This is a genomic window from Sphingobium sp. PNB, from assembly GCF_019873065.1.
Taxonomy (GTDB): Bacteria; Pseudomonadota; Alphaproteobacteria; order Sphingomonadales; family Sphingomonadaceae; genus Sphingobium; species Sphingobium fuliginis.
This window is the reverse complement of the sequence record NZ_JAINEZ010000041.1, coordinates 15,230-33,339: the sequence shown is the minus strand read 5'-3', so window position 1 is coordinate 33,339 and position 18,110 is coordinate 15,230. Positions and strand designations below refer to the sequence as shown.

Annotated in this window: 19 protein-coding genes; 10 read left to right on the top strand and 9 right to left on the bottom strand. The window is 65.6% G+C overall.

The window, feature by feature from the left end; translation table 11 throughout:
* Positions 1-91 precede the first annotated feature (91 nt).
* From K7W03_RS14975 to K7W03_RS14935, 9 genes are all read left to right on the top strand, one after another.
* Positions 92-799, top strand: a complete 708-nt coding sequence (locus K7W03_RS14975) for a response regulator transcription factor (RefSeq protein WP_044662702.1) — start codon at positions 92-94, stop codon at positions 797-799.
* Positions 765-2,360: a stimulus-sensing domain-containing protein gene (locus K7W03_RS14970; protein ID WP_025547574.1), complete on the top strand. Its 1,596-nt coding sequence runs from the start codon at positions 765-767 to the stop codon at positions 2,358-2,360. Before K7W03_RS14975 ends, K7W03_RS14970 begins: the two co-directional genes overlap by 35 nt.
* Positions 2,361-2,587: 227 nt before the next feature.
* Positions 2,588-3,037, top strand: a complete 450-nt coding sequence (locus K7W03_RS14965) for an HPr kinase/phosphorylase (RefSeq protein WP_025547576.1) — start codon at positions 2,588-2,590, stop codon at positions 3,035-3,037.
* The gene (rapZ, locus tag K7W03_RS14960; protein ID WP_222886687.1) at positions 3,034-3,966 is read left to right on the top strand and encodes an RNase adapter RapZ; all 933 of its coding nucleotides are present in this window, start codon (positions 3,034-3,036) and stop codon (positions 3,964-3,966) included. The genes K7W03_RS14965 and rapZ overlap by 4 nt, the downstream gene beginning before the upstream one ends.
* Before the next feature lie 32 nt (positions 3,967-3,998).
* Positions 3,999-4,403: a PTS sugar transporter subunit IIA gene (locus K7W03_RS14955; protein ID WP_025547579.1), complete on the top strand. Its 405-nt coding sequence runs from the start codon at positions 3,999-4,001 to the stop codon at positions 4,401-4,403.
* Complete coding sequence (locus tag K7W03_RS14950; protein WP_025547580.1) at positions 4,400-4,672, top strand: HPr family phosphocarrier protein; 273 nt, start codon at positions 4,400-4,402, stop codon at positions 4,670-4,672. Before K7W03_RS14955 ends, K7W03_RS14950 begins: the two co-directional genes overlap by 4 nt.
* 117 nt (positions 4,673-4,789) lie before the next feature.
* Positions 4,790-5,785 (top strand): sensor domain-containing diguanylate cyclase, encoded by a 996-nt coding sequence (locus K7W03_RS14945; protein ID WP_222886686.1) that lies wholly within the window; start codon positions 4,790-4,792, stop codon positions 5,783-5,785.
* 134 nt (positions 5,786-5,919) lie between these two features.
* Positions 5,920-6,720 carry a TrmH family RNA methyltransferase gene (locus K7W03_RS14940; RefSeq protein WP_044662706.1) on the top strand — a complete coding sequence of 267 codons (801 nt, stop codon included), beginning with the start codon at positions 5,920-5,922 and terminating at the stop codon, positions 6,718-6,720.
* 44 nt (positions 6,721-6,764) lie between these two features.
* Positions 6,765-8,039 carry an MFS transporter gene (locus tag K7W03_RS14935; RefSeq protein WP_222886692.1) on the top strand — a complete coding sequence of 425 codons (1,275 nt, stop codon included), beginning with the start codon at positions 6,765-6,767 and terminating at the stop codon, positions 8,037-8,039.
* On the opposite strand, the gene K7W03_RS14930 is transcribed toward K7W03_RS14935, so the two are convergent.
* The 9 genes from K7W03_RS14930 to K7W03_RS14890 all read right to left on the bottom strand — a co-directional run bounded on the left by K7W03_RS14930 (position 8,011) and on the right by K7W03_RS14890 (position 16,520).
* Positions 8,011-8,547 carry a GNAT family N-acetyltransferase gene (locus K7W03_RS14930; RefSeq protein WP_222886685.1) on the bottom strand — a complete coding sequence of 179 codons (537 nt, stop codon included), beginning with the start codon at positions 8,545-8,547 and terminating at the stop codon, positions 8,011-8,013. The genes K7W03_RS14935 and K7W03_RS14930 overlap by 29 nt on opposite strands.
* Before the next feature lie 101 nt (positions 8,548-8,648).
* Positions 8,649-11,273 carry a TonB-dependent receptor plug domain-containing protein gene (locus K7W03_RS14925; RefSeq protein WP_226870179.1) on the bottom strand — a complete coding sequence of 875 codons (2,625 nt, stop codon included), beginning with the start codon at positions 11,271-11,273 and terminating at the stop codon, positions 8,649-8,651.
* A 341-nt stretch (positions 11,274-11,614) separates the two neighbouring features.
* Positions 11,615-11,983 (bottom strand): 50S ribosomal protein L19, encoded by a 369-nt coding sequence (gene rplS / locus K7W03_RS14920; RefSeq protein ID WP_025547586.1) that lies wholly within the window; start codon positions 11,981-11,983, stop codon positions 11,615-11,617.
* Between the two features lie 11 nt (positions 11,984-11,994).
* Entirely contained in the window at positions 11,995-12,726 is a 732-nt protein-coding gene (gene trmD, locus K7W03_RS14915; protein ID WP_061940132.1) for a tRNA (guanosine(37)-N1)-methyltransferase TrmD, read from the bottom strand.
* Positions 12,723-12,995 carry a hypothetical protein gene (locus K7W03_RS14910; RefSeq protein ID WP_222886684.1) on the bottom strand — a complete coding sequence of 91 codons (273 nt, stop codon included), beginning with the start codon at positions 12,993-12,995 and terminating at the stop codon, positions 12,723-12,725. The genes trmD and K7W03_RS14910 overlap by 4 nt, the downstream gene beginning before the upstream one ends.
* A gap of 133 nt (positions 12,996-13,128) precedes the next feature.
* Entirely contained in the window at positions 13,129-13,608 is a 480-nt protein-coding gene (rimM, locus tag K7W03_RS14905) for a ribosome maturation factor RimM (RefSeq protein WP_025547590.1), read from the bottom strand.
* Positions 13,609-13,613: 5 nt separating this feature from the next.
* A complete protein-coding gene (gene rpsP, locus K7W03_RS14900; protein ID WP_025547592.1) occupies positions 13,614-14,066 on the bottom strand; it encodes a 30S ribosomal protein S16 in 453 nt (150 codons plus the stop codon).
* Positions 14,067-14,145: 79 nt separating this feature from the next.
* Positions 14,146-15,597: a signal recognition particle protein gene (gene ffh / locus K7W03_RS14895; RefSeq protein WP_044662712.1), complete on the bottom strand. Its 1,452-nt coding sequence runs from the start codon at positions 15,595-15,597 to the stop codon at positions 14,146-14,148.
* 203 nt (positions 15,598-15,800) lie between these two features.
* Positions 15,801-16,520, bottom strand: a complete 720-nt coding sequence (locus tag K7W03_RS14890; RefSeq protein WP_222886683.1) for a hypothetical protein — start codon at positions 16,518-16,520, stop codon at positions 15,801-15,803.
* Between the two features lie 177 nt (positions 16,521-16,697).
* On the opposite strand from K7W03_RS14890, the gene K7W03_RS14885 reads away from it, so the two are divergent.
* On the top strand, positions 16,698-18,098 hold the full coding sequence (locus tag K7W03_RS14885; RefSeq protein ID WP_044662714.1) for an amino acid permease: 1,401 nt from the start codon (positions 16,698-16,700) through the stop codon (positions 18,096-18,098).
* Positions 18,099-18,110 lie beyond the last annotated feature (12 nt).

Genomic DNA, 18,110 nt, shown 5'->3' with positions numbered 1-18,110 from the left:
CATAACCCGCCCGCCCGGCCTTCCTTGCAGGGGAAGCCGCCTTCGTCTAACGCAGGGGCATTCCCATTGCCGACGATTTTCGGGGCGCAGCATGACCGCAACCATCGCTCTGGTGGACGATGACAAGAATATCCTGACCTCCGTCTCCATCGCGTTGCAGACGGAAGGGTTCCTGACGCGCCTCTATTCGGACCCGGAGGCGGCGCTGAAGGCGCTGATAGAAAATCCCGCCGACCTGGCCGTGTTCGACATCAAGATGCCGCGCATGGACGGGTTGGAACTGCTGCGGCGGCTGCGGGAAAAGAGCCATATGCCGGTCATCTTCCTGACGTCCAAGGCCGACGAACTGGACGAGGCGCTGGGCCTCGCCATGGGCGCGGACGATTATATCAGCAAGCCTTTCTCCCAGCGGCTGCTGATCGCGCGCATCCGCGCGATCCTGCGCCGGGCGGAGGCGAGCAAGGTGGATGCCGCGCCCGACGAGCCGGTGGCCGAACCGATCGTGCGCGGCCGGCTGGAAATGGACCCTGCCCGCCACCGGGTCAAATGGATGGGCCGGGACGTGACGCTGACCGTGACCGAATTCCTGATCCTGGAAACGCTCGCCGCGCGCCCCGGCGTGGTCAAGAACCGCAACCAGCTGATGGATGCCGCCTATCAGGACGACGTCTATGTCGACGACCGCACCATCGACAGCCACATCAAGCGCCTTCGCCGCAAGTTCCGCGAAGTCGACCCCGAATTCAACGCAATCGACACCCTCTATGGCGCCGGCTATCGTTTCTCCGAAGAAGCATGACGCGGGCGCAAGGTGGAGCTGGTCCGGCCGGATCAGCCTGACCCCGCGCATCCTGGCGGTCAATGTGTTCGCGCTGGCGCTGCTGGCGGGCGGCTTCTTCTATCTGGACAGCTACCGCACGCGCATCGTCGACGACCGGCTGGAGCAGTCGGCGCGCGAATTGAAGCTGCTGGCCATTGGCCTTGAAAATGCGCCGGCTGACCGGCAGGACGCGCTGATCGCCGCCTATGCGCGGCAGACCGGCGACCGCGTGCGCCGCTATGACGCGCAGGGACGGCTGATCGCCGACAGCTTCGCCATGAACGCGCCGCGCTATCGCCTGCGCCTGCCCGCCGAGGAGGAATGGCAGCGCCATGTCGCCCGCTTCCTCGACAAGGTGATAGACCGCATCGTGTCCGCCGACCGCCCGCCCAATTTCGAGGAGCCGGCGGTCGACCGGGCACAGGCATGGCCCGAAATGGTGGTGGCGCGCAAAAGCGGCCGCACCCAGGCGGTGAACCGCTATGCCCCCGACCGCACCTTCATGATCTCCGCGGCGGTCAATGTGAAGGACGGCACCGGCCTGCTGGCGACGGAAAACGCCCGCGACATCACGCGCACCGTCCGCGCGGAGCGTTTCCGCCTGGGCATGGTGCTGGCGGCGGCGGTGCTGGCTTCCGTCCTGCTCTCCCTGTTCCTGGCCCGGACCATCGTGCAGCCGCTGCAACGCCTCGCCCGCGCGGCGGTGCGCGTGCGGCTGGGACGGGCGCGCGAAGTCACGGTGCCGCGCCTGCCCGACCGGCGGGACGAGATCGGCATGCTGGCCCGCGCCCTGTCCGACATGAGCCATGCGCTGCGCCAGCGGATCGACGCCACCGACGCCTTCGCCGCCGATGTCAGCCATGAGCTGAAGAACCCCATCGCCTCCCTGCGTTCAGCCCTGGACGCGCTGGACCGGGTGGACAAGCCGGAACTGCGCGCCCAGCTGATGGCGATCGCGCAGGACGATGTGCGCCGGCTCGACCGGCTGGTGACGGACATTGCCGAAGCCTCGCGCATCGACGCGCAGCTTTCCCGCACCCGGTTCGAGCCGATCGACCTCGGCCTGCTGATCGAGAAGATGGTGGTCGCCCGCGAAGCCCGCGGTGTGCCCCGCGGCGTGCGCCTCGCCTTCGCCCGGCCACGCAGGAATGTCGCGGTTGCGCTGGGCGAGGAGCAGCGGATCATCCGCGTGCTCGACAACCTCATCGACAATGCGATCTCCTTCTCCCCCGATGACGGGCTGGTCCAGATCGTCGCGACCGTGGCGGACAATGAAGTGCTGGTCAGCGTGGAGGATCAGGGTCCCGGCGTCCCGCAATCGGAACGCGAGCATGTCTTCCGCCGGTTCCACAGCGTCCGCCCGGAAAATGAGGCGTTCGGCAAGCATTCGGGCCTTGGCCTCGCCATCGCCCGCTCCATCGTGGAGGGGCATCAGGGCAAGATCAGCATCGCGGACCGCCAGGACGCGCAAAGCGGCGCCTGCTTCATCGTGCGCCTGCCCATGGCGGTCGAACGCGATCCGGGGATCGTTTCGGAATAAGCCGGAAAGGGGAGGCTCAGATACTCCCCCTCCCATGGGTGGGAGGAGGCCGGGATTTTCGACTGCCGCCCCCCAGGCCCGCTGCGCCCGCACCGACCGTCTGCGGGGAATAGCCTGGATTTACCGCTCCCCCACACCCCACTGCACCATAATGAGAAACGCCCCGGTTAATTCGATTTCCACCAGCGCCAACAGGAGCTAATATGACGTCAAAGCGATAAGGCGATATGGCGTCGACACATTCTTCCGAAACCCTGCATGCGACCAGCGTGGCGATCGACGGCCGGGCCGTGCTGCTCTGCGGCCCCAGCGGCATGGGCAAGTCCGACCTGGCGCTGCGCCTGATCGATCGCGGCGCCGTGCTGGTGAGCGACGACTATACCCGCCTGCTGGAGATCGAAGGGCGCCTGTTCGCCCGCGCGCCCGACCGGATCGTCGGCATGATGGAGGTGCGCGGCCTGGGCCTGGTCGACATGCCCCATGCGGACAACGCCCCGGTCGCGCTGGCGGTCGACCTCAGCGACGATGTGGAGCGCATGCCGCCGGAAACCGCGCAACGGTCCATCGCCGGGGTCGCAATCCCCGTGGTCCGGCTCGCCCCGTTCGAAGCATCCGCCCCGATCAAGGTGGAACTCGCCGTCCGGACCCTGGGCCTCGGGAGCATGGACCCGTTGTGAGCCTGGAAACGCCGAAGACCATCCTGCTCGTGTCGGGCCTGTCAGGCGCGGGCAAGACGACCGCGCTCAAGACGCTGGAGGATATGGGCTGGGAAGTGGTCGACAACCTGCCGCTGGTGCTGCTCGACCGCCTGCTCGACACCCCCCTGCCGGAGGGGCATGAGGAAGGGACGGACCGTCCTCTGGCGCTGGGCATCGACGCGCGCACCCGCGGCTTCGACGCCGCCGCCATCGTCCAGCGGATCAAGGCCCTGCGCGCTCGCCACGGCCATGATGTGGAAACGCTGTTCCTCGACTGCTCCGGCGAGGAGCTGGAGCGTCGTTTCGCGGAAACCCGCCGCCGCCATCCGCTGGCCACCGACCGCCCGGCCCGCCATGGCATCGCCCGCGAGCGGGAACTGACCGAACCGCTGCGCCGCTGGGCCAATCAGGTGATCGACACCAGCAGCCTCACCAGCAACGGCCTGCAACAGGAAATCCGCAACCGCTTCTCCCGCGAGGGGCTGTCGGACCCGGTGCTGACCATCATGTCCTTCGGCTATTCGCGCGGCGTGCCGCTCAACGCCGATCTGGTGTTCGACATGCGTTTCCTGCGCAATCCCCATTGGGAGGAGGCGCTGCGGCCGAAGACGGGGCTCGACCCCGCTGTCGCCGCCTATATCATGGAAGATCCCGCCTATGAGGAGGCGGTCGGGCGCATCGAACACTTGCTGGCCCTGCTGCTGCCCCGCTATGCGGAGGGCGGAAAAAGCTACATTACCGTGGCCTTTGGCTGTACGGGCGGCCGCCATCGGTCGGTCCATGTGGCCGAACGCATCGCCAGATACTTGCAAGATGCGGGCTTTTCGCCCACGGTCTCGCACCGCAATATGGAATCAGCGCCCCAGGACGCCCTGGAGAAGCGCAGACCGGGAGGCCCGAAAGCGTAATCCATGAAGAACAGGTGGGCCACGTAAGCAAGATGATTGGACTGGTACTCGTCACCCATGGGGCGCTGGCGACGGAATTCGTCGTCGCGATGGAGCATGTGGTCGGTCCGCAGCAGCAGATCGAGACCATCTGCATCGGGCCTGAGGACGATATGGAGATGCGCCGCGCCGACATCGCCAATGCGGTGGCGCGCGTCAACGACGGGTCGGGGGTGATCCTGCTGACCGACCTGTTCGGCGGCACCCCCTCCAACCTCGCCATCTCCCTGCTGAAGGCGGGCGAGATAGAGGTGATCGCGGGCATCAACCTGCCCATGCTGATCCGCCTGGAAAGCGCGCGCAAGGTCATGGACGTGCGCCAGGCCGTCGCCGCCGCGCGGGAAGCGGGTCAGAAATATATCAGCGTTGCATCGGAACTGTTGGGCAGCACCACATGAGCGAAATCAGCCAGGAAGTCAGGATCAGCAACCGCCGGGGCCTCCACGCCCGCGCCAGCGCGAAATTCGTGACCCTGGCCAGCGGCCTTCCCGCGCAGATCACCGTGCGCAAGGATGGCAGCGAAGTCACCGGAACCTCCATCATGGGCCTGATGATGCTGGGCGCGGCGATGGGGGACAGCATCGTCATCAGCGCCACCGGTCCCGAGGCAGCCGATTCGCTGGGCAAGCTGGTGACGCTGGTCGAGGATAAATTTGGCGAGGAATAAGGCCGGTCGAGCCTGCTAAGCCTTTGTCAAACATCGGCAAGCGACTATCACAGGATAATATCGAACGGGAATCGCGGGGCGCAGGAAGGGCGCGCCGCCGGTTGAGGATAGTTGGCAATGCTCGATCCAAAGCTGATGGACGAACCGGCGCGTCTCGCCGCGCTGAACCGGTACGAAGTTCTGGATACGCCAAGGGAATCCTCCTTCGACCGCATCACCGATCTGGTCCGCAGCATCCTGGGCGTGCCGATTTCGGCCGTCTCGCTGGTCGACACCGATCGGCAGTGGTTCAAGTCGCTGGCCGGCCTCGACGAAAGCGAAACCGCCCGCGACATCGCCTTTTGCGACCACACCATCCGCCAGCGGGCGCCGATGGTCATCACCGACGCCAAGGAGGATGCCCGCTTTCGCGACAATCCGCTGGTGACGGGCGATCCCAACATCCGCAGCTATGCCGGCATCCCGCTGGAAACGCCGGACGGCTATAATATCGGTTCGCTCTGCGCGATCGACACCGTGCCGCGCGAATTCGACCCGGCGCAGATCGCCATCCTCAAGAACCTCGCCGCGCTGGTGGTCGAGCAGCTCGAACTGCGCCGCATCGCGGAGCGCGATCATCTGACCGGCGCGCTCAGCCGCCGGGCCTTTCTCACCGAAATGAACCGCGCCATCGCCCTGTTCGAACGGCATGAGCGGCCCGCCAGCCTGCTGCTGTTCGACATCGACCATTTCAAGCATATCAACGACACCTACGGCCATCCCGCTGGCGACGAGGTGATCCGCGGCATCGCCCGGCTCTGCGCCGGCCTGCAACGCCCCAGCGATTCGCTCGGGCGGCTGGGCGGCGAGGAATTCGGCATATTGCTGCCCGAAACGGCGGAGGACGATGCCGCAAGGGCGGCGCAGCGCTTCTGCGACGCGATCGCCGCTGCGGAAATGCCCGGCACGCCGCCGCTGCGCGCCACCGTCAGCTTCGGCGTGGCGGAACTGCGCGGCGACTGGCCGACAGGCGAAAGCTGGCTGGCGGTCGCGGACATGGCACTTTATGAAGCCAAGCGCTCCGGCCGCAACCGCGTCGCCGTCGCCCGGCACGGCGCCTCCCAGGCGACCTGAGATAGGGGATCCGGTTTAAAGCCCGCCGGCAGCAAGGCCAAATCCCCACCCTGCCAAGCCCCCTACCCTTTTCCCCTCTCCCCCTATAGAGAGGCCGTTTCGGCGGACCTGCAAAAAGGGCAAGAGACAGCATCGTGGCGCGAGAAATCACCGGATTTTCCAACCCGCTGGTGAAGCGCGTCCGTTCCCTGCGGGAGAAGAAGTTCCGCAAGGCGGAGGGCCTCTTCCTGGCCGAAGGGCTGCGCATCCTGACCGAAGCGCGCGAGGAAGGCGTGCTGCCCGAAATGCTGTTCCACGCCGGTTCCACCCACCCCCTCGCCGCCGACCTGATCGCGGCGATGGAGGCGGCGGGCGGCGACGTGATCGAGACGACGCCCGACATCCTCTCCAAGATCAGCGGCAAGGATAATCCGCAGGCGGTGGTCGGCGTCTATCGCGACCGCTTGACCCCCCTGGCGAAGCTCGACCGGAGCAGGGCCGACATCTGGATCGTCGCCCAGTCGCTGCGCGATCCCGGCAATCTGGGCACGATCCTGCGCACCGGCGATGCGGTCGGCGCGGGCGGGCTGATCCTGATCGACGATTGCGTCGACCCCTTCTCCGTCGAATCCGTGCGGGCCAGCATGGGCGCCCTCTTCACCCAAAGCATCACCCAGGCGCGCTGGGGCGAGTTCATGCACTGGCTGCGCCAGGGGCCGGGCGAGCTGATCGGCACCAGCCTGAAGGCCACGCACGACTATCAGGAACCGCGCTACCAAAGCCCCAGCTTCCTGCTGGTCGGCAATGAGGCGCAGGGTCTTCCCGAAAGCTATGAAGCCGAATGCGACCTGCTGGTGAAGATGCCGATGCTGGGCAAGGCGGACAGCCTGAACGCGGCGGTCGCCTGCGCGGTTATGGCCTATGAATTGCTGAACCAGAAGCGGGCGGGGAAATGACGACGATGGGGGGCGTGCAAGCGGTGGAAGCAGGGGCCAGGGAAATGGGCGGCATGGGCGCGATGCTGCGCCACAAGCGGGTGCTGGCGGCCAGCCTGATCGGCACGGCCGTCGAATTCTACGACTTCTATATCTACGCGACCGCCGCCAGCCTGGTCTTCGGGCCGCTCTTCTTCCCCGCCTCCTCCCCGTCGGCACAATTGCTCGCCGCCTATGGCAGCCTGGCCCTCGCCTTCTTCGCCCGGCCCCTGGGCGCGGCGGTGTTCGGCCATTATGGCGACCGCATCGGGCGGAAGGCGACGCTGGTGACGTCGCTGATGCTGATGGGCGGATCGACGCTGGCGATCGGATTCCTGCCGACCTATCAGAGCATCGGCTGGTGGGCGCCGCTGATCCTGTGCCTCCTGCGCTTCGGACAGGGTTTCGGCCTTGGCGGCGAATGGGGCGGCGCGGCCTTGCTGGCGGTGGAGAATGCGCCTCCGGGCTGGCGGGCGCGCTTCGGCATGTTCCCGCAATTGGGCGCGCCGGTGGGCTTCCTCGCCGCCAACGGGCTGTTCCTGTTGCTCGGCATGTTCCTCACTGACAAGGATTTCTTCGCCTGGGGCTGGCGCCTGCCCTTCCTGGGCAGCGCGGTGCTGGTGATCCTGGGCCTCTGGATACGCCTGAAGCTCACCGAAACCCCCGAATTCGCTGCCGCCCGGGCCGAAGCGCCGCCGCCCGCCGTGCCGCTCGCCACGCTGTTCAAGAGCCATTTGGGCGCGGCCGTCGCGGGCACCTTCGCCTGCGCCGCCTGTTTCGCCGTCTATTATATCGCGACCGCCTTCGCCCTCGGCTATGGCACCACCACGCTCAGGATCGACCGCGAAACCTTCCTCGCCATCCAATTGGGCGCGATCCTGTTCATGGCGTTCAGCATCATCGTCGCCGGCTGGTGGTCGGACAGGAGCAGCCCGACCCGCGTGCTGGTCGCGGGCTGCATCGGCACGGTGGCGATGGGCGTGATCTTCGGTCCCGCCATGGGCACCGGGCAATTGCTGCCGATCTTCCTGATCCTCAGCCTCGCCCTGTTCCTGATGGGCTTCGTCTATGGGCCGCTCGGCGCCTATCTGCCGCATCTCTTCCCGGTGCAGCTTCGCTATACCGGCGCGTCCTTCGCCTTCAACCTGGGCGGCATCATCGGCGGCGCGCTGGCGCCGATCGTCGCGACCTGGCTGATCCAGGTCCAGGGCGTCGAGCTGGTCGGCCTCTATATGTCGGCAGCGGCGGCGCTCAGCCTGATCGGCCTCTGGTTCACGAGTCGGGACTCTGGCCGGCAATAGGCTTGCGCATCAGGATCAGCGGCACGCCGCTATCCTCGAACGCCCGCATGTCGGCGAAGCCGAAGCTGCGGTAAAGCGGCACGCCCGCCATGGTGGCGGACAGTTCCAGCGCCGCGAAGCCCTCGGCCCGCGCCGCCGCCTCGCAGAGGGAGAGGATCAGCGTGCCCACGCCCTTCCGCACATGATCGGGATGGGTGTACATGGCCCGCACCCTGGCGGCCTCCGTCGCCGGATCGAGCAGCCGGTCGTCCCGCCCCGCGCTATGGTCGCCGCCATAGGCCGTGGCGCGCCGACTCCAGCCGCCGCAACCGGCAATCTCCCCCCGATCCTCGATCGCGAAATAGGTGCCGTCGCTGATCAACCGGCTGTCCAGCCCCATGAAGCCATGGCTGGCCTTCACCTGTTCCGGTGTCAGGAAACCGGATTGCAGGCGGTCGATGGCCAGGGTCATCAGTTCCAGCAGCGCCGGTTCGTCGGCCGGGGTGGCGATACGGTGGAAAAGCGGCATGGACTGGCACCGATAAAAGGCAGAAGGGCGGCGACGGCTCGTGCCGTTCGCCGCCCTTCCCGTTGCAAGACAGGCAGGCCGGAAGGCCTGTCCGCCTTTTTTCAAAAGGTGACGTTCACCCGCGCATAATAATAGCCGCCATTGATGCCGAAAGGCGAGATGGTCGGATATTTGCTGGTCGAATAGCCGCGTTCGCCATTGGCGAGTTCCGCGTTGCGGATGAACTCCTTGGACCGCTGGGTCGGATATTTGTTGAACAGATTGTTCGCACCGATGGAAAGCTTGATCGGCTTGGCGATCTGGTAGCCAAGTTCGAGGTCGGTGATGAACGCCTCCTTGACCGGCACCTTGATGAGGTCGCCGGCATCCGGGCCGCTGCGCGCGGTTTCCAGCGTATAAACCTGCGAATAATAGCTTTCGCGCAGGTTGGCGGAGAATTTGCCCCAGGTCCAGAAGGCGTTGAACGTGCCCCGGAAGCGCGGCGTGCTGTGCTCCAGCTCCACTTCGCTCGACGCGTCGATAAGGCGCGTCAGCTCGGGATTGACGGTGCTGGAATAGAGCGCGGAAGGAAGCGGATTGATGCCCAGGACCTTGTTGGCGTTGTAATTGCCGGTGAAGGTCAGGTCGAGCTTGCCCATTTCGCCAAGGTCGGTGACATAGCTCGCCACCAGGTCGACACCCCGGGTCCGCATCTTCACGCCGTTGACGAAGCTCTGCACCGACACCCCGCCCTCGGTGTTGCGGTCGACGCCATTGTCCGCGAACAGCACATAGGCCGGGATCGCGTCCGCCGTCCTCCAGTCCGTCACCGTGCTGCTGCCGCCCAGCGCCGCGTTCACCGCGCTCAGCACCGCCAACTGGTTGTAGATGGCATATTGGTCCGCATCGAAGGGCAGGCAGGCCGCCGCATTGCCGCCCGCATAACCCGCCGGGCAGCGATTGCCGGTAAAGCCGGAGAAGGCCGTGGAGGTCATGATGCGGTTGCGGATCGTGATCTGATAGGCGTCCAGCGTGATGGTGAAGTTGCGCGCCGGGTTGATGACCGTACCCAGGCTGAAGTTGGTCGATTTTTCAGGCTTGAGGCCGCCAAAGCCCAGCGACGCCGCGGCGGACGATGCGGGCGGAAGCACGCCGCCGATGAAGCCCGGTCCGACGTTCAGGCCGGAATAGCCTCCTTCGGCCAGGGTCGGCGCGCGGAAGCCGGTGCTGACCGTGCCGCGCAACGCAAAGGCGTCGGAGAAGTCATAGCGGCTGGTCAGCTTGAAGACGGTCGTGTCACCGAAATCGCTATAATGTTCGTGGCGGACCGCGCCGTCCACCAGCCAGTTTTCCAGCGGCTTGAGGCTGATGTCCAGATATTGCGAGAAATTGTCCCGCTTGTACTTGCCCGCGTCATTGGGGCTGTAGCCGAAGAAGGACTGCGCACCGCCGCCATAATAGGAGGCCGGATCGCCGGCCCGGATGCCATAGGTCTCATGCCGGAATTCCAGGCCCGCCGCGATGTTGACCGGTTCCGAAAGCCCAATGTCCACGGCATGCGTCAGGTCGAGCGTGTTGCTCCACTGGGTGTTGAAGAAGTCGCCATTGTGGAAGGTTTCGGGCGTGAAGCCGGTATCGGCGTAGAGCTGGGCATTGGCTGAATGATAGACATAGACCTTGACCAGATCCTTGCCATAGGTGGACGCCAGGTCGAACGTCGTGTCCCCCAATGTGCCGCGGAAACCGCCGGTCACCGAATAATCGGTCTCGTCGATGCGCTCCTGCGGCTGGAAGCCGCCGGCATAATAAGGCACGCCGCCGGCGCTGACGACGGTCGTCGGCGGGCGCGTATTCTCATAGGCGGCGGCCTTCTTGTGGCCGTAGCTGCCGAAGCTGTAGATTTCATAGTCGCCGAATTCATAGCCGGCATTGTAGTTCACGACCGTCTGGTCGATGTGCGGGTCGCCTATGATCCGGTTGGTATAGGGATAGCCGGGCAGGTTCCTGATTTCGGGATAGGTGTTGGACAGGTTGATCGATTGCGGGTTGATGTCGCCCCGGAAGCTGAAGCCCTTGTGCTTCTTCTGCGCCGATATGTTCAGATAGGCGCCGTCGAAGGGCGCCAGGCCGATATTGCCGCCGATCGCATAGGTCTTGCCGCCCTGGTCGTAATATTCGCCGCCGGTCGCATTGATGGAGCCGCCATGGTCGGCCTTCTTCTGGAGGAAGTTGATGACGCCCGCGATCGCGTCCGTGCCATATTGCGCCGCCGCGCCGTCCTGCAGCACTTCCACGCGCTCGATCGATTCGGGCAGGATGAAGCTGACGTCCGGAGCGGCGCTGCCGCCATAGGGGCCACCGGCGACCGAGACGTTGGCGGTGCCGTGACGCCGCTTGCCATTGACCAGGACCAGCGTGTGGTTGGGGCTGAGGCCGCGCAGCTTCATCTGCAGGTTATGCGCCTGAAGGTCGCTGCCGAAGGATTGCGCCTGGACGGAGGGAAGCTGCTGCGCCAGGCTTTGCATCAGGTCCGGGGAGCCCGTGCGCTGCAACGTGTCCGCGCCCAGGAGCTGGATCGGCGCCGGGCTGTCGGCCACCTTCATCCCGGTCAGGCGGGTGCCGGTGACGATGATCGCCGCGCCATCCGTGGCGGAGGCCGCTTGCGGATCAGTCTGTGCGTAAACTGTTGCTGAAGAAGACAGCGCAATAATCATGGCTGCGCGAGAAACGAAACTCTTGTGGTTCATGAACCAGCCCCCTTGCTTCGTTATGAAGAGAGCCTCTCCCGACAGATTTTCTTGTTCTTACCTGAACAGTTCGTTCAAATCCTTTGAGCTACGATGATCCTGCTCCAGAGCCGCAGGCTTGGATCTTCGAAATATTGAGCAATCTCTGGAAACGGAACGCTGACACAAAACCGCCATCAAAGAAAAACGAATTTCTGCTGCGGCGCAAAATCATGGCTGACGGGGAAAGGGGAAATCCCCGCAATTCCGGATCAAATCATTGATGCATAAAGAAAAAGGCGGCACCCGCATGGGATGCCGCCTGTCTCTTTTTTACAACTGTCAAGACAGTATGAAAGCGATCAATCCTCGCTGCGCACTTCACGGCGCTCGGCAATGCGAGCGCGCTTGCCGGTGCGGCCGCGCAGATAATAGAGCTTCGCGCGACGCACCACGCCCTTGCGGACGACAGTGATCGAATCGATGTTCGGCGAATAGAGCGGAAAGACGCGCTCCACGCCCTCACCGAAGCTGATCTTGCGCACGGTGAAGTTGCTGCCCATGCCCTTGTTCGAGCGGGCGATGCAGACGCCTTCGTAATTCTGGACGCGGCTGCGGTCGCCTTCGACGACCTTCACGCCGACGCGCAGCGTGTCGCCGGGGCGGAATTCCGGAATATCCTTGGCGAGGGCCGCGATGTTCTCGGCCTCGATCTGCTGGATCAGGTTCATGACTTCAAGTCCTACTTTTCGCGTTGCGCACCAGAGGGCGGCTGGTCCCGAACGCCGATATGGCGTTCCCAAAGGTCCGGCCGCCTTAGCCGTGTGTCCTCTTCCGCCCTTTGTTTCCGCCAGGCGGCGATCTTCGCATGATCCCCCGATCGCAACACTTCGGGGATCATACGCCCTTCCCATATAACGGGCCGGGTATAGTGCGGATATTCGAGAAGGCCGCTTTCGAAGCTCTCTTCATCCCCACTGGAAGCGGCGCCCATTACCCCAGGAAGCAGGCGGATGCAAGCATCCAGCAGCATCAGGGCGCCCATTTCTCCACCGGAAAGGATGATGTCGCCCATGCTGATCTGCTCGACGGGCCGGGCGTCGAAAATCCGCTCGTCAAATCCCTCGAACCGGCCGCAGAGGATGGTGGCTCCGGGACCGGCGGCAAGCTGGCGGATGCGCCCCTGGGTGATCGGCGCGCCGCGCGGCGTCATGGCGATAACGGGCAGGTCCGGGCGCTTTTCCAGCGCATGATCGATGGCAAGGCCAAGTATGTCGGCCCGCAACACCATGCCCGCCCCGCCGCCCGCGGGCGTATCGTCCACGGTGCGATGCCTGTCCGTGGCGAAGTCGCGAATGTGGATGGGATCGCAGCCCCATTTCCCCTCCGCCAGCGCCCGCCCGGCCAGCGACACGCCCAGCGGCCCAGGAAACATCTCCGGGTAGAGCGTCAATATCTGCGCCTGAAAGCTCATGCCTTGCGCGCCTTGAACCAGGCGCCCGTCACGCTGCCCAGCAGCGACACCCCGCCGCCGAGCATCAGCGCAATGCCGATGGCGCACAGCAGGTCCGCGAAGGGCCGGCCCGGCTGCACCAGCGCGGGCAGCAGGAACAGCATCGGAATGGGAACGACCATCGCCACGCCCGCGGCGATCTTGAGCGCCCGCGACCAGGACATGGCGAAGAGACGCCAGCCAGCGGCGACCATCAGGAGCAGATAGAGAGCGGCAAGGATTTTCGGCATGGTTCGCGCCCTCTTACTGCCTCCGATTGATCTACAAGCTGCTCCTGCGAAGGCGGGAGCCTGGTTCCACCGTCCGATCTGAGCTCCTGTCTTCGCAGGAGCACGGCGGTTCAATTGCCCTGGCGAATGAAGCTCAAGCCGCAAACGCGGCCTCTATGACCGCCCGCTCATCCGCAATGGTCACCGCATGCATCGGCGCCATGAACCGCTTGCCGTTGGGCCGCTCCACCTCGATGATGTCGCCGGCGCCGAAATTCTCGACCGCCACGACATGGCCCAGCCCTTCGCCATCGCTGGAGAAGCAGGGCAGGTCGATCAGGTCGGCATGATAATATTCGCCCTCCCCCAGGGGGGGCAAAGCCGAACGGGGAACGGTCAGTTCGGTGCCGCGCAGCGCCTCCGCCGCGGAGCGATCACCGACTTCGGCAAAGCGGGCGACCGCGCCGTTCGGGCCGGGGCGCACCGACTTCAACGTCAGCCTGCGCCCCGCCGCATCGAAGCCGTCATAGGATTTCAGGGCCTCAGCCCCCTCCCCGAACAGCTTCAGACGGACCTCGCCCGTCACTCCATGCGCGCCGATGATGACGGCAAGCGTGACGGGCTTGTCGGTCAAAGGGCTCAGCCTTCAGCCGATTCTTCGGCCGGAGCGGCTTCTTCCGCCGGTGCTTCGGCGGCCGGAGCGGCAGCGGCCTCGGCGGCGGCCGCCTTGGCGGCTTCGGCAGCTTCAGCGGCTTCCGCAGCCTTGGCGGCGCGGTCTTCGGCGCGATCCTTGGCCTTCTGACCCGGCTCGGCCTTCTTCGGGTTGTTGCGGGCGGCGCGTTCCTTCACGCCGGCAGCATCCAGGAAGCGGGCCACGCGGTCGGTCGGCTGCGCGCCGGCGGCAACCCAGTGCTTCGCGCGCTCGACGTTCAGAACGACGCGCTTCTCGTCGCCCTTGGGCAGGACGGGGTTGTAGCTGCCGATGCGCTCGATGAACTTGCCGTCACGCGGGGCGCGGCTGTCCGCCACGACGATGCGGTAATAGGGACGCTTCTTCGAACCGCCGCGCGAAAGACGAATGGACGTTGCCATGAAACCTGACCTTACCTTTCTGTACCAAATTACGTGTTTTTCAATTCGTCATCCCAGCTTGCGCCAATGACGAGCAGCTTCACTTCTTCATAAAATTCTGAAAGCCGGGTGGCAGGTTCGGCATATTGCCCCCCAGTCCCGGCAAACCCTGCGGAGGCGCGCCGCCACCGCCCAGCATCCCATCCAGCCCACCACCGGTGAACATCTTGGCCAGCCCTTTCAGGCCGCCCATCTTGCGGATCTTCTTCATCGCCGTTTCCATCTCCTGATGCATTTTCAGGAGCCTGTTGACTTCCTGCACGGTCGTGCCGGAACCCTTGGCGATACGGATCTTGCGCTTGGCGTTGATCAGGGCGGGCTTCTCCCGCTCCTTGGGGGTCATCGACCCGATCATCGCGTCGAGATGGATCAGCGTCTTGTCGTTGGCGCCGCTCTGAGCCATCGCCGCCTGCGCCTTCTTGAGGCCCGGCAGCATGCCCGCCAGCGCGCCCAGACCGCCCATGCGGCGCATCTGGTTGAGCTGGGCGCGCAGGTCGTTCATGTCGAACTGACCCTTGGCCATCTTCTTGGCAAGCTTGTCGGCTTCCTCGGCGTCGATGGTCTCGGCGGCCTTTTCGACCAGCGAGACGACGTCGCCCATGCCCAATATGCGCTGCGCCACGCGCGCAGGATGGAACGGCTCGATCGCGTCCAGCTTTTCGCCGGTACCCGCGAACTTGATCGGACGGCCGGTAACGGCGCGCATCGACAGCGCCGCGCCGCCGCGCGCATCGCCGTCCATGCGCGTCAGCACCACGCCGGTCAGCGGCACCTGCGCGGTGAAGCTGGTCGCGACATTCACCGCGTCCTGACCGGTCAACGAGTCGACCACCAGCAGGATTTCCGCCGGGCTGGAGACTTCGGCCACCGCCTTCATCTCGTCCATCAGCGCCTGATCGACATGCAGCCGGCCGGCGGTGTCGAGCATCACCACGTCGAAACCCTGCAGCTTCGCCGCCTGCAACGCCCGCCTGGCGATGTCGACCGGCTGCTGCCCCGGCACGATGGGCAGGGTCGCCACGTCGGTCTGCGTGCCCAGCACCGCCAACTGCTCCTGCGCGGCGGGTCGCTGGACGTCGAGCGACGCCATCAGCACCTTCTTGCGCTCTTTTTCCTTCAGGCGCTTGGCGATCTTCGCGGTGGAGGTGGTCTTGCCCGAACCCTGCAGGCCGACCATCATGATGACGGCGGGCGGGGTCACGTCGATCAGCAGGTCGGAGGATTCCGAACCCAGCGTCTCGGTCAGCGTGTCCGAGACGATCTTGACGACCATCTGCCCCGGCGTGACCGATCGCAGCACATCGCTGCCGACCGCCCGCTCGGTCGCCTGATCGACGAACTGGCGCACCACCGGAAGCGCGACGTCGGCCTCCAGCAGCGCGATTCGCACCTCGCGCATCGCGGCGCGGACATCGTCCTCCGTCAGCGCACCGCGCCCACGCAGCTTGTCGAATACCCCACCCAGACGATCGCTTAGCGAATCGAACATCATCACCTCAATTTGGGCCGAAAGGCCCGGAAAACCTTGCTTACCCCGTCAAACGACAAAATCGCCGGCGGGCGAAACCTCGCCGGCCAGCGTCCATCCGGTACTCCTCTTGAGTGCCATGGATCTGTCAGGGTATCGGACGGCAAACCATCCGACTGCTGGCGCGCCCTTAGCGCAAGGGCGCGCCCGACGCAACCGAAAGCGGCTCAGCCGGCCAGGGCGGAAGCCAGCCAGAGGACAGGCCGCGTCGCCGCCAGGACCGGCACGGCCAGTCCCTCCACCAGAATTGCCGCAGCGCCCACGGCATAGGCGGGATGCACCCGGCCCCGCGTGGCGAGGTCATGGACCATGCCGGCCGCGACGAACAGCATCTGCCCGCTCATCACCGCCAGCCCGCCCCAGGGGCCGAGCAGCGGCATCGGCAGGATGCGTCCGAAGGCAGGCCCGATGATCGCCACCATGGCGCACAGCATCAGCCGCCGATGCCATTCGGTCCGTCGGCGCATCCGGATGGCGTCCGTCAGCAGGGCGGCGAAGGTCAGCAGTTCCAGAAGGCTCAGCGCCAGGAAGATCGGCGGCGTGAAGAAGGGCGGCACCCGGTCCAGCACGACCGCCATGCTCATGGTCAGGATGCCCAGCGGCACCATCGCCGTGGCCAGGCCCACGGCCACCCATCCCATGCGCCGATGCAGCGCCATCGATCCGCGATGGGCAAAGGCGTTCTGCATGACGAACAGCAATGTCCAGCCGACGAACACCGCGCCGTGGACATGCACCCAATAGGGCACACGCGCCACATCCACCATCCCGCGCAGCGCGTAGGAGCCGAAGCCCCCGATCACCGTCGCCGCGATGGCGACCGACATTACGAAGTAAAAGCCATTTTCCCGCACGGACGCAGGAACGGTCGACGCAGCAGCATCCATGGGACGCCTTCCCCCTTTTCAAGAAGATTTAAGCCGTCGCGACCTTTGTTTGCGTCCCTGTAACAGAATATCAGGGGAGTCGCGAGAGGCGGCCCGGCGCTGCCTTACATTTGTAAAACCCCTTGCCAGCAGCTTCGGCAGCGGCAAGGTGCGCCGTGCAGAGAGGGGAATCAGGACATGGGTTGGACGCGCCGCAAGCCGATGGAGGCGATGATGCCCTCGCATGAGGGGCAAAGGCTGGCGCGCACCTTGTCCTGGCCGCACCTGCTGGCGCTGGGCGTGGGGGCCATCGTCGGCACGGGCATATTGACGCTGATCGGCGTCGGCGCGGACCGGGCGGGGCCAGCCGTGCTGCTGTCCTTCGCCATTGCCGGCGCGATCTGCGCCTGCGCGGCGCTGGCCTATGCCGAACTCTCCACCATGATGCCCGCCGCCGGCAGCGCGTACAGCTACAGCTATGTCGTGCTGGGCGAAGGCATTGCGTGGATCGTCGGATGGAGCCTGATCCTCGAATATTCGCTGGTCGTGTCGACCGTGGCGGTGGGCTGGTCCGGCTATGCCGCACCCCTGCTGACATCGGCGGGCTTCCCGGACCTGTTGACCAGGGGGCCGGAACTTGGCGGCCTGGTCAATGCGCCCGCCATCTTCATCATCGCCGTGGTCGCCGGCCTGTTGATGCTCGGCACGCATGAAAGCGCGCGTCTGAACTCGTTGCTGGTGGTGATCAAGATCGCGACGCTCAGCCTGTTCGTCGCCATCGCCCTGCCCGCCTTCGACGCCCAGAACCTTCAGCCTTTCATGCCCTTCGGCTTCGCCAAGTCGATGGCGCCGGACGGCGTCGAGCGCGGCGTCATGGCCGCGGCGGCGATCATCTTCTTCGCCTTCTACGGCTTCGACGCCATCTCCACCGCGGCGGAGGAGGCGAAGAACCCGGATCGCGACCTTGCCATCGGCATCGTCGGATCGCTGGTCGCCTGCACGCTGATCTATGTGCTCGTGGCGGCGGCGGCGGTCGGGGCGATGCCCTTCACCCGCTTTGCCGGCAGTCCCGAACCGCTGGCGCTGATCCTGCGTGAAATGGGCCAGGGACAGGTGGCGCGAATCGTCGCCATCGCGGCGGTCATCGCCCTTCCCACGGTGCTGCTGGGCTTCCTCTACGGCCAGAGCCGCATCTTCCTCGTCATGGCCCGCGACGGCTTCCTGCCGCAAAGGCTGGCGCTGATCTCCCGGCGCGGGACGCCCGCCCGGATCACCGCCGTCACCGCCCTGCTGGTCGCGATCATCGCCGGCCTGCTGCCCATCGACGAGATCGCGGCGCTGGCCAATGCGGGAACGCTGATCGCCTTCACCGCCGTGGGCGCATGCCTGCTGATCCTGCGCCGGCGCATGCCCGACATGAGGCGCCCCTTCCGCACCCCGGCCGGATGGCTGGTCGGGCTCGGCGCCATCGGCGGCTGCGCCTATCTGTTCATCAGCCTGCCGGCGAAGACCATCCTCGCCTGCCTCCTCTGGAACGCCATCGGTCTGGCCGTCTATTTCCTCTATGGCCGCAGGCGCGCCGCACTGAACGCGGGATAGGCTGGTCTTTTG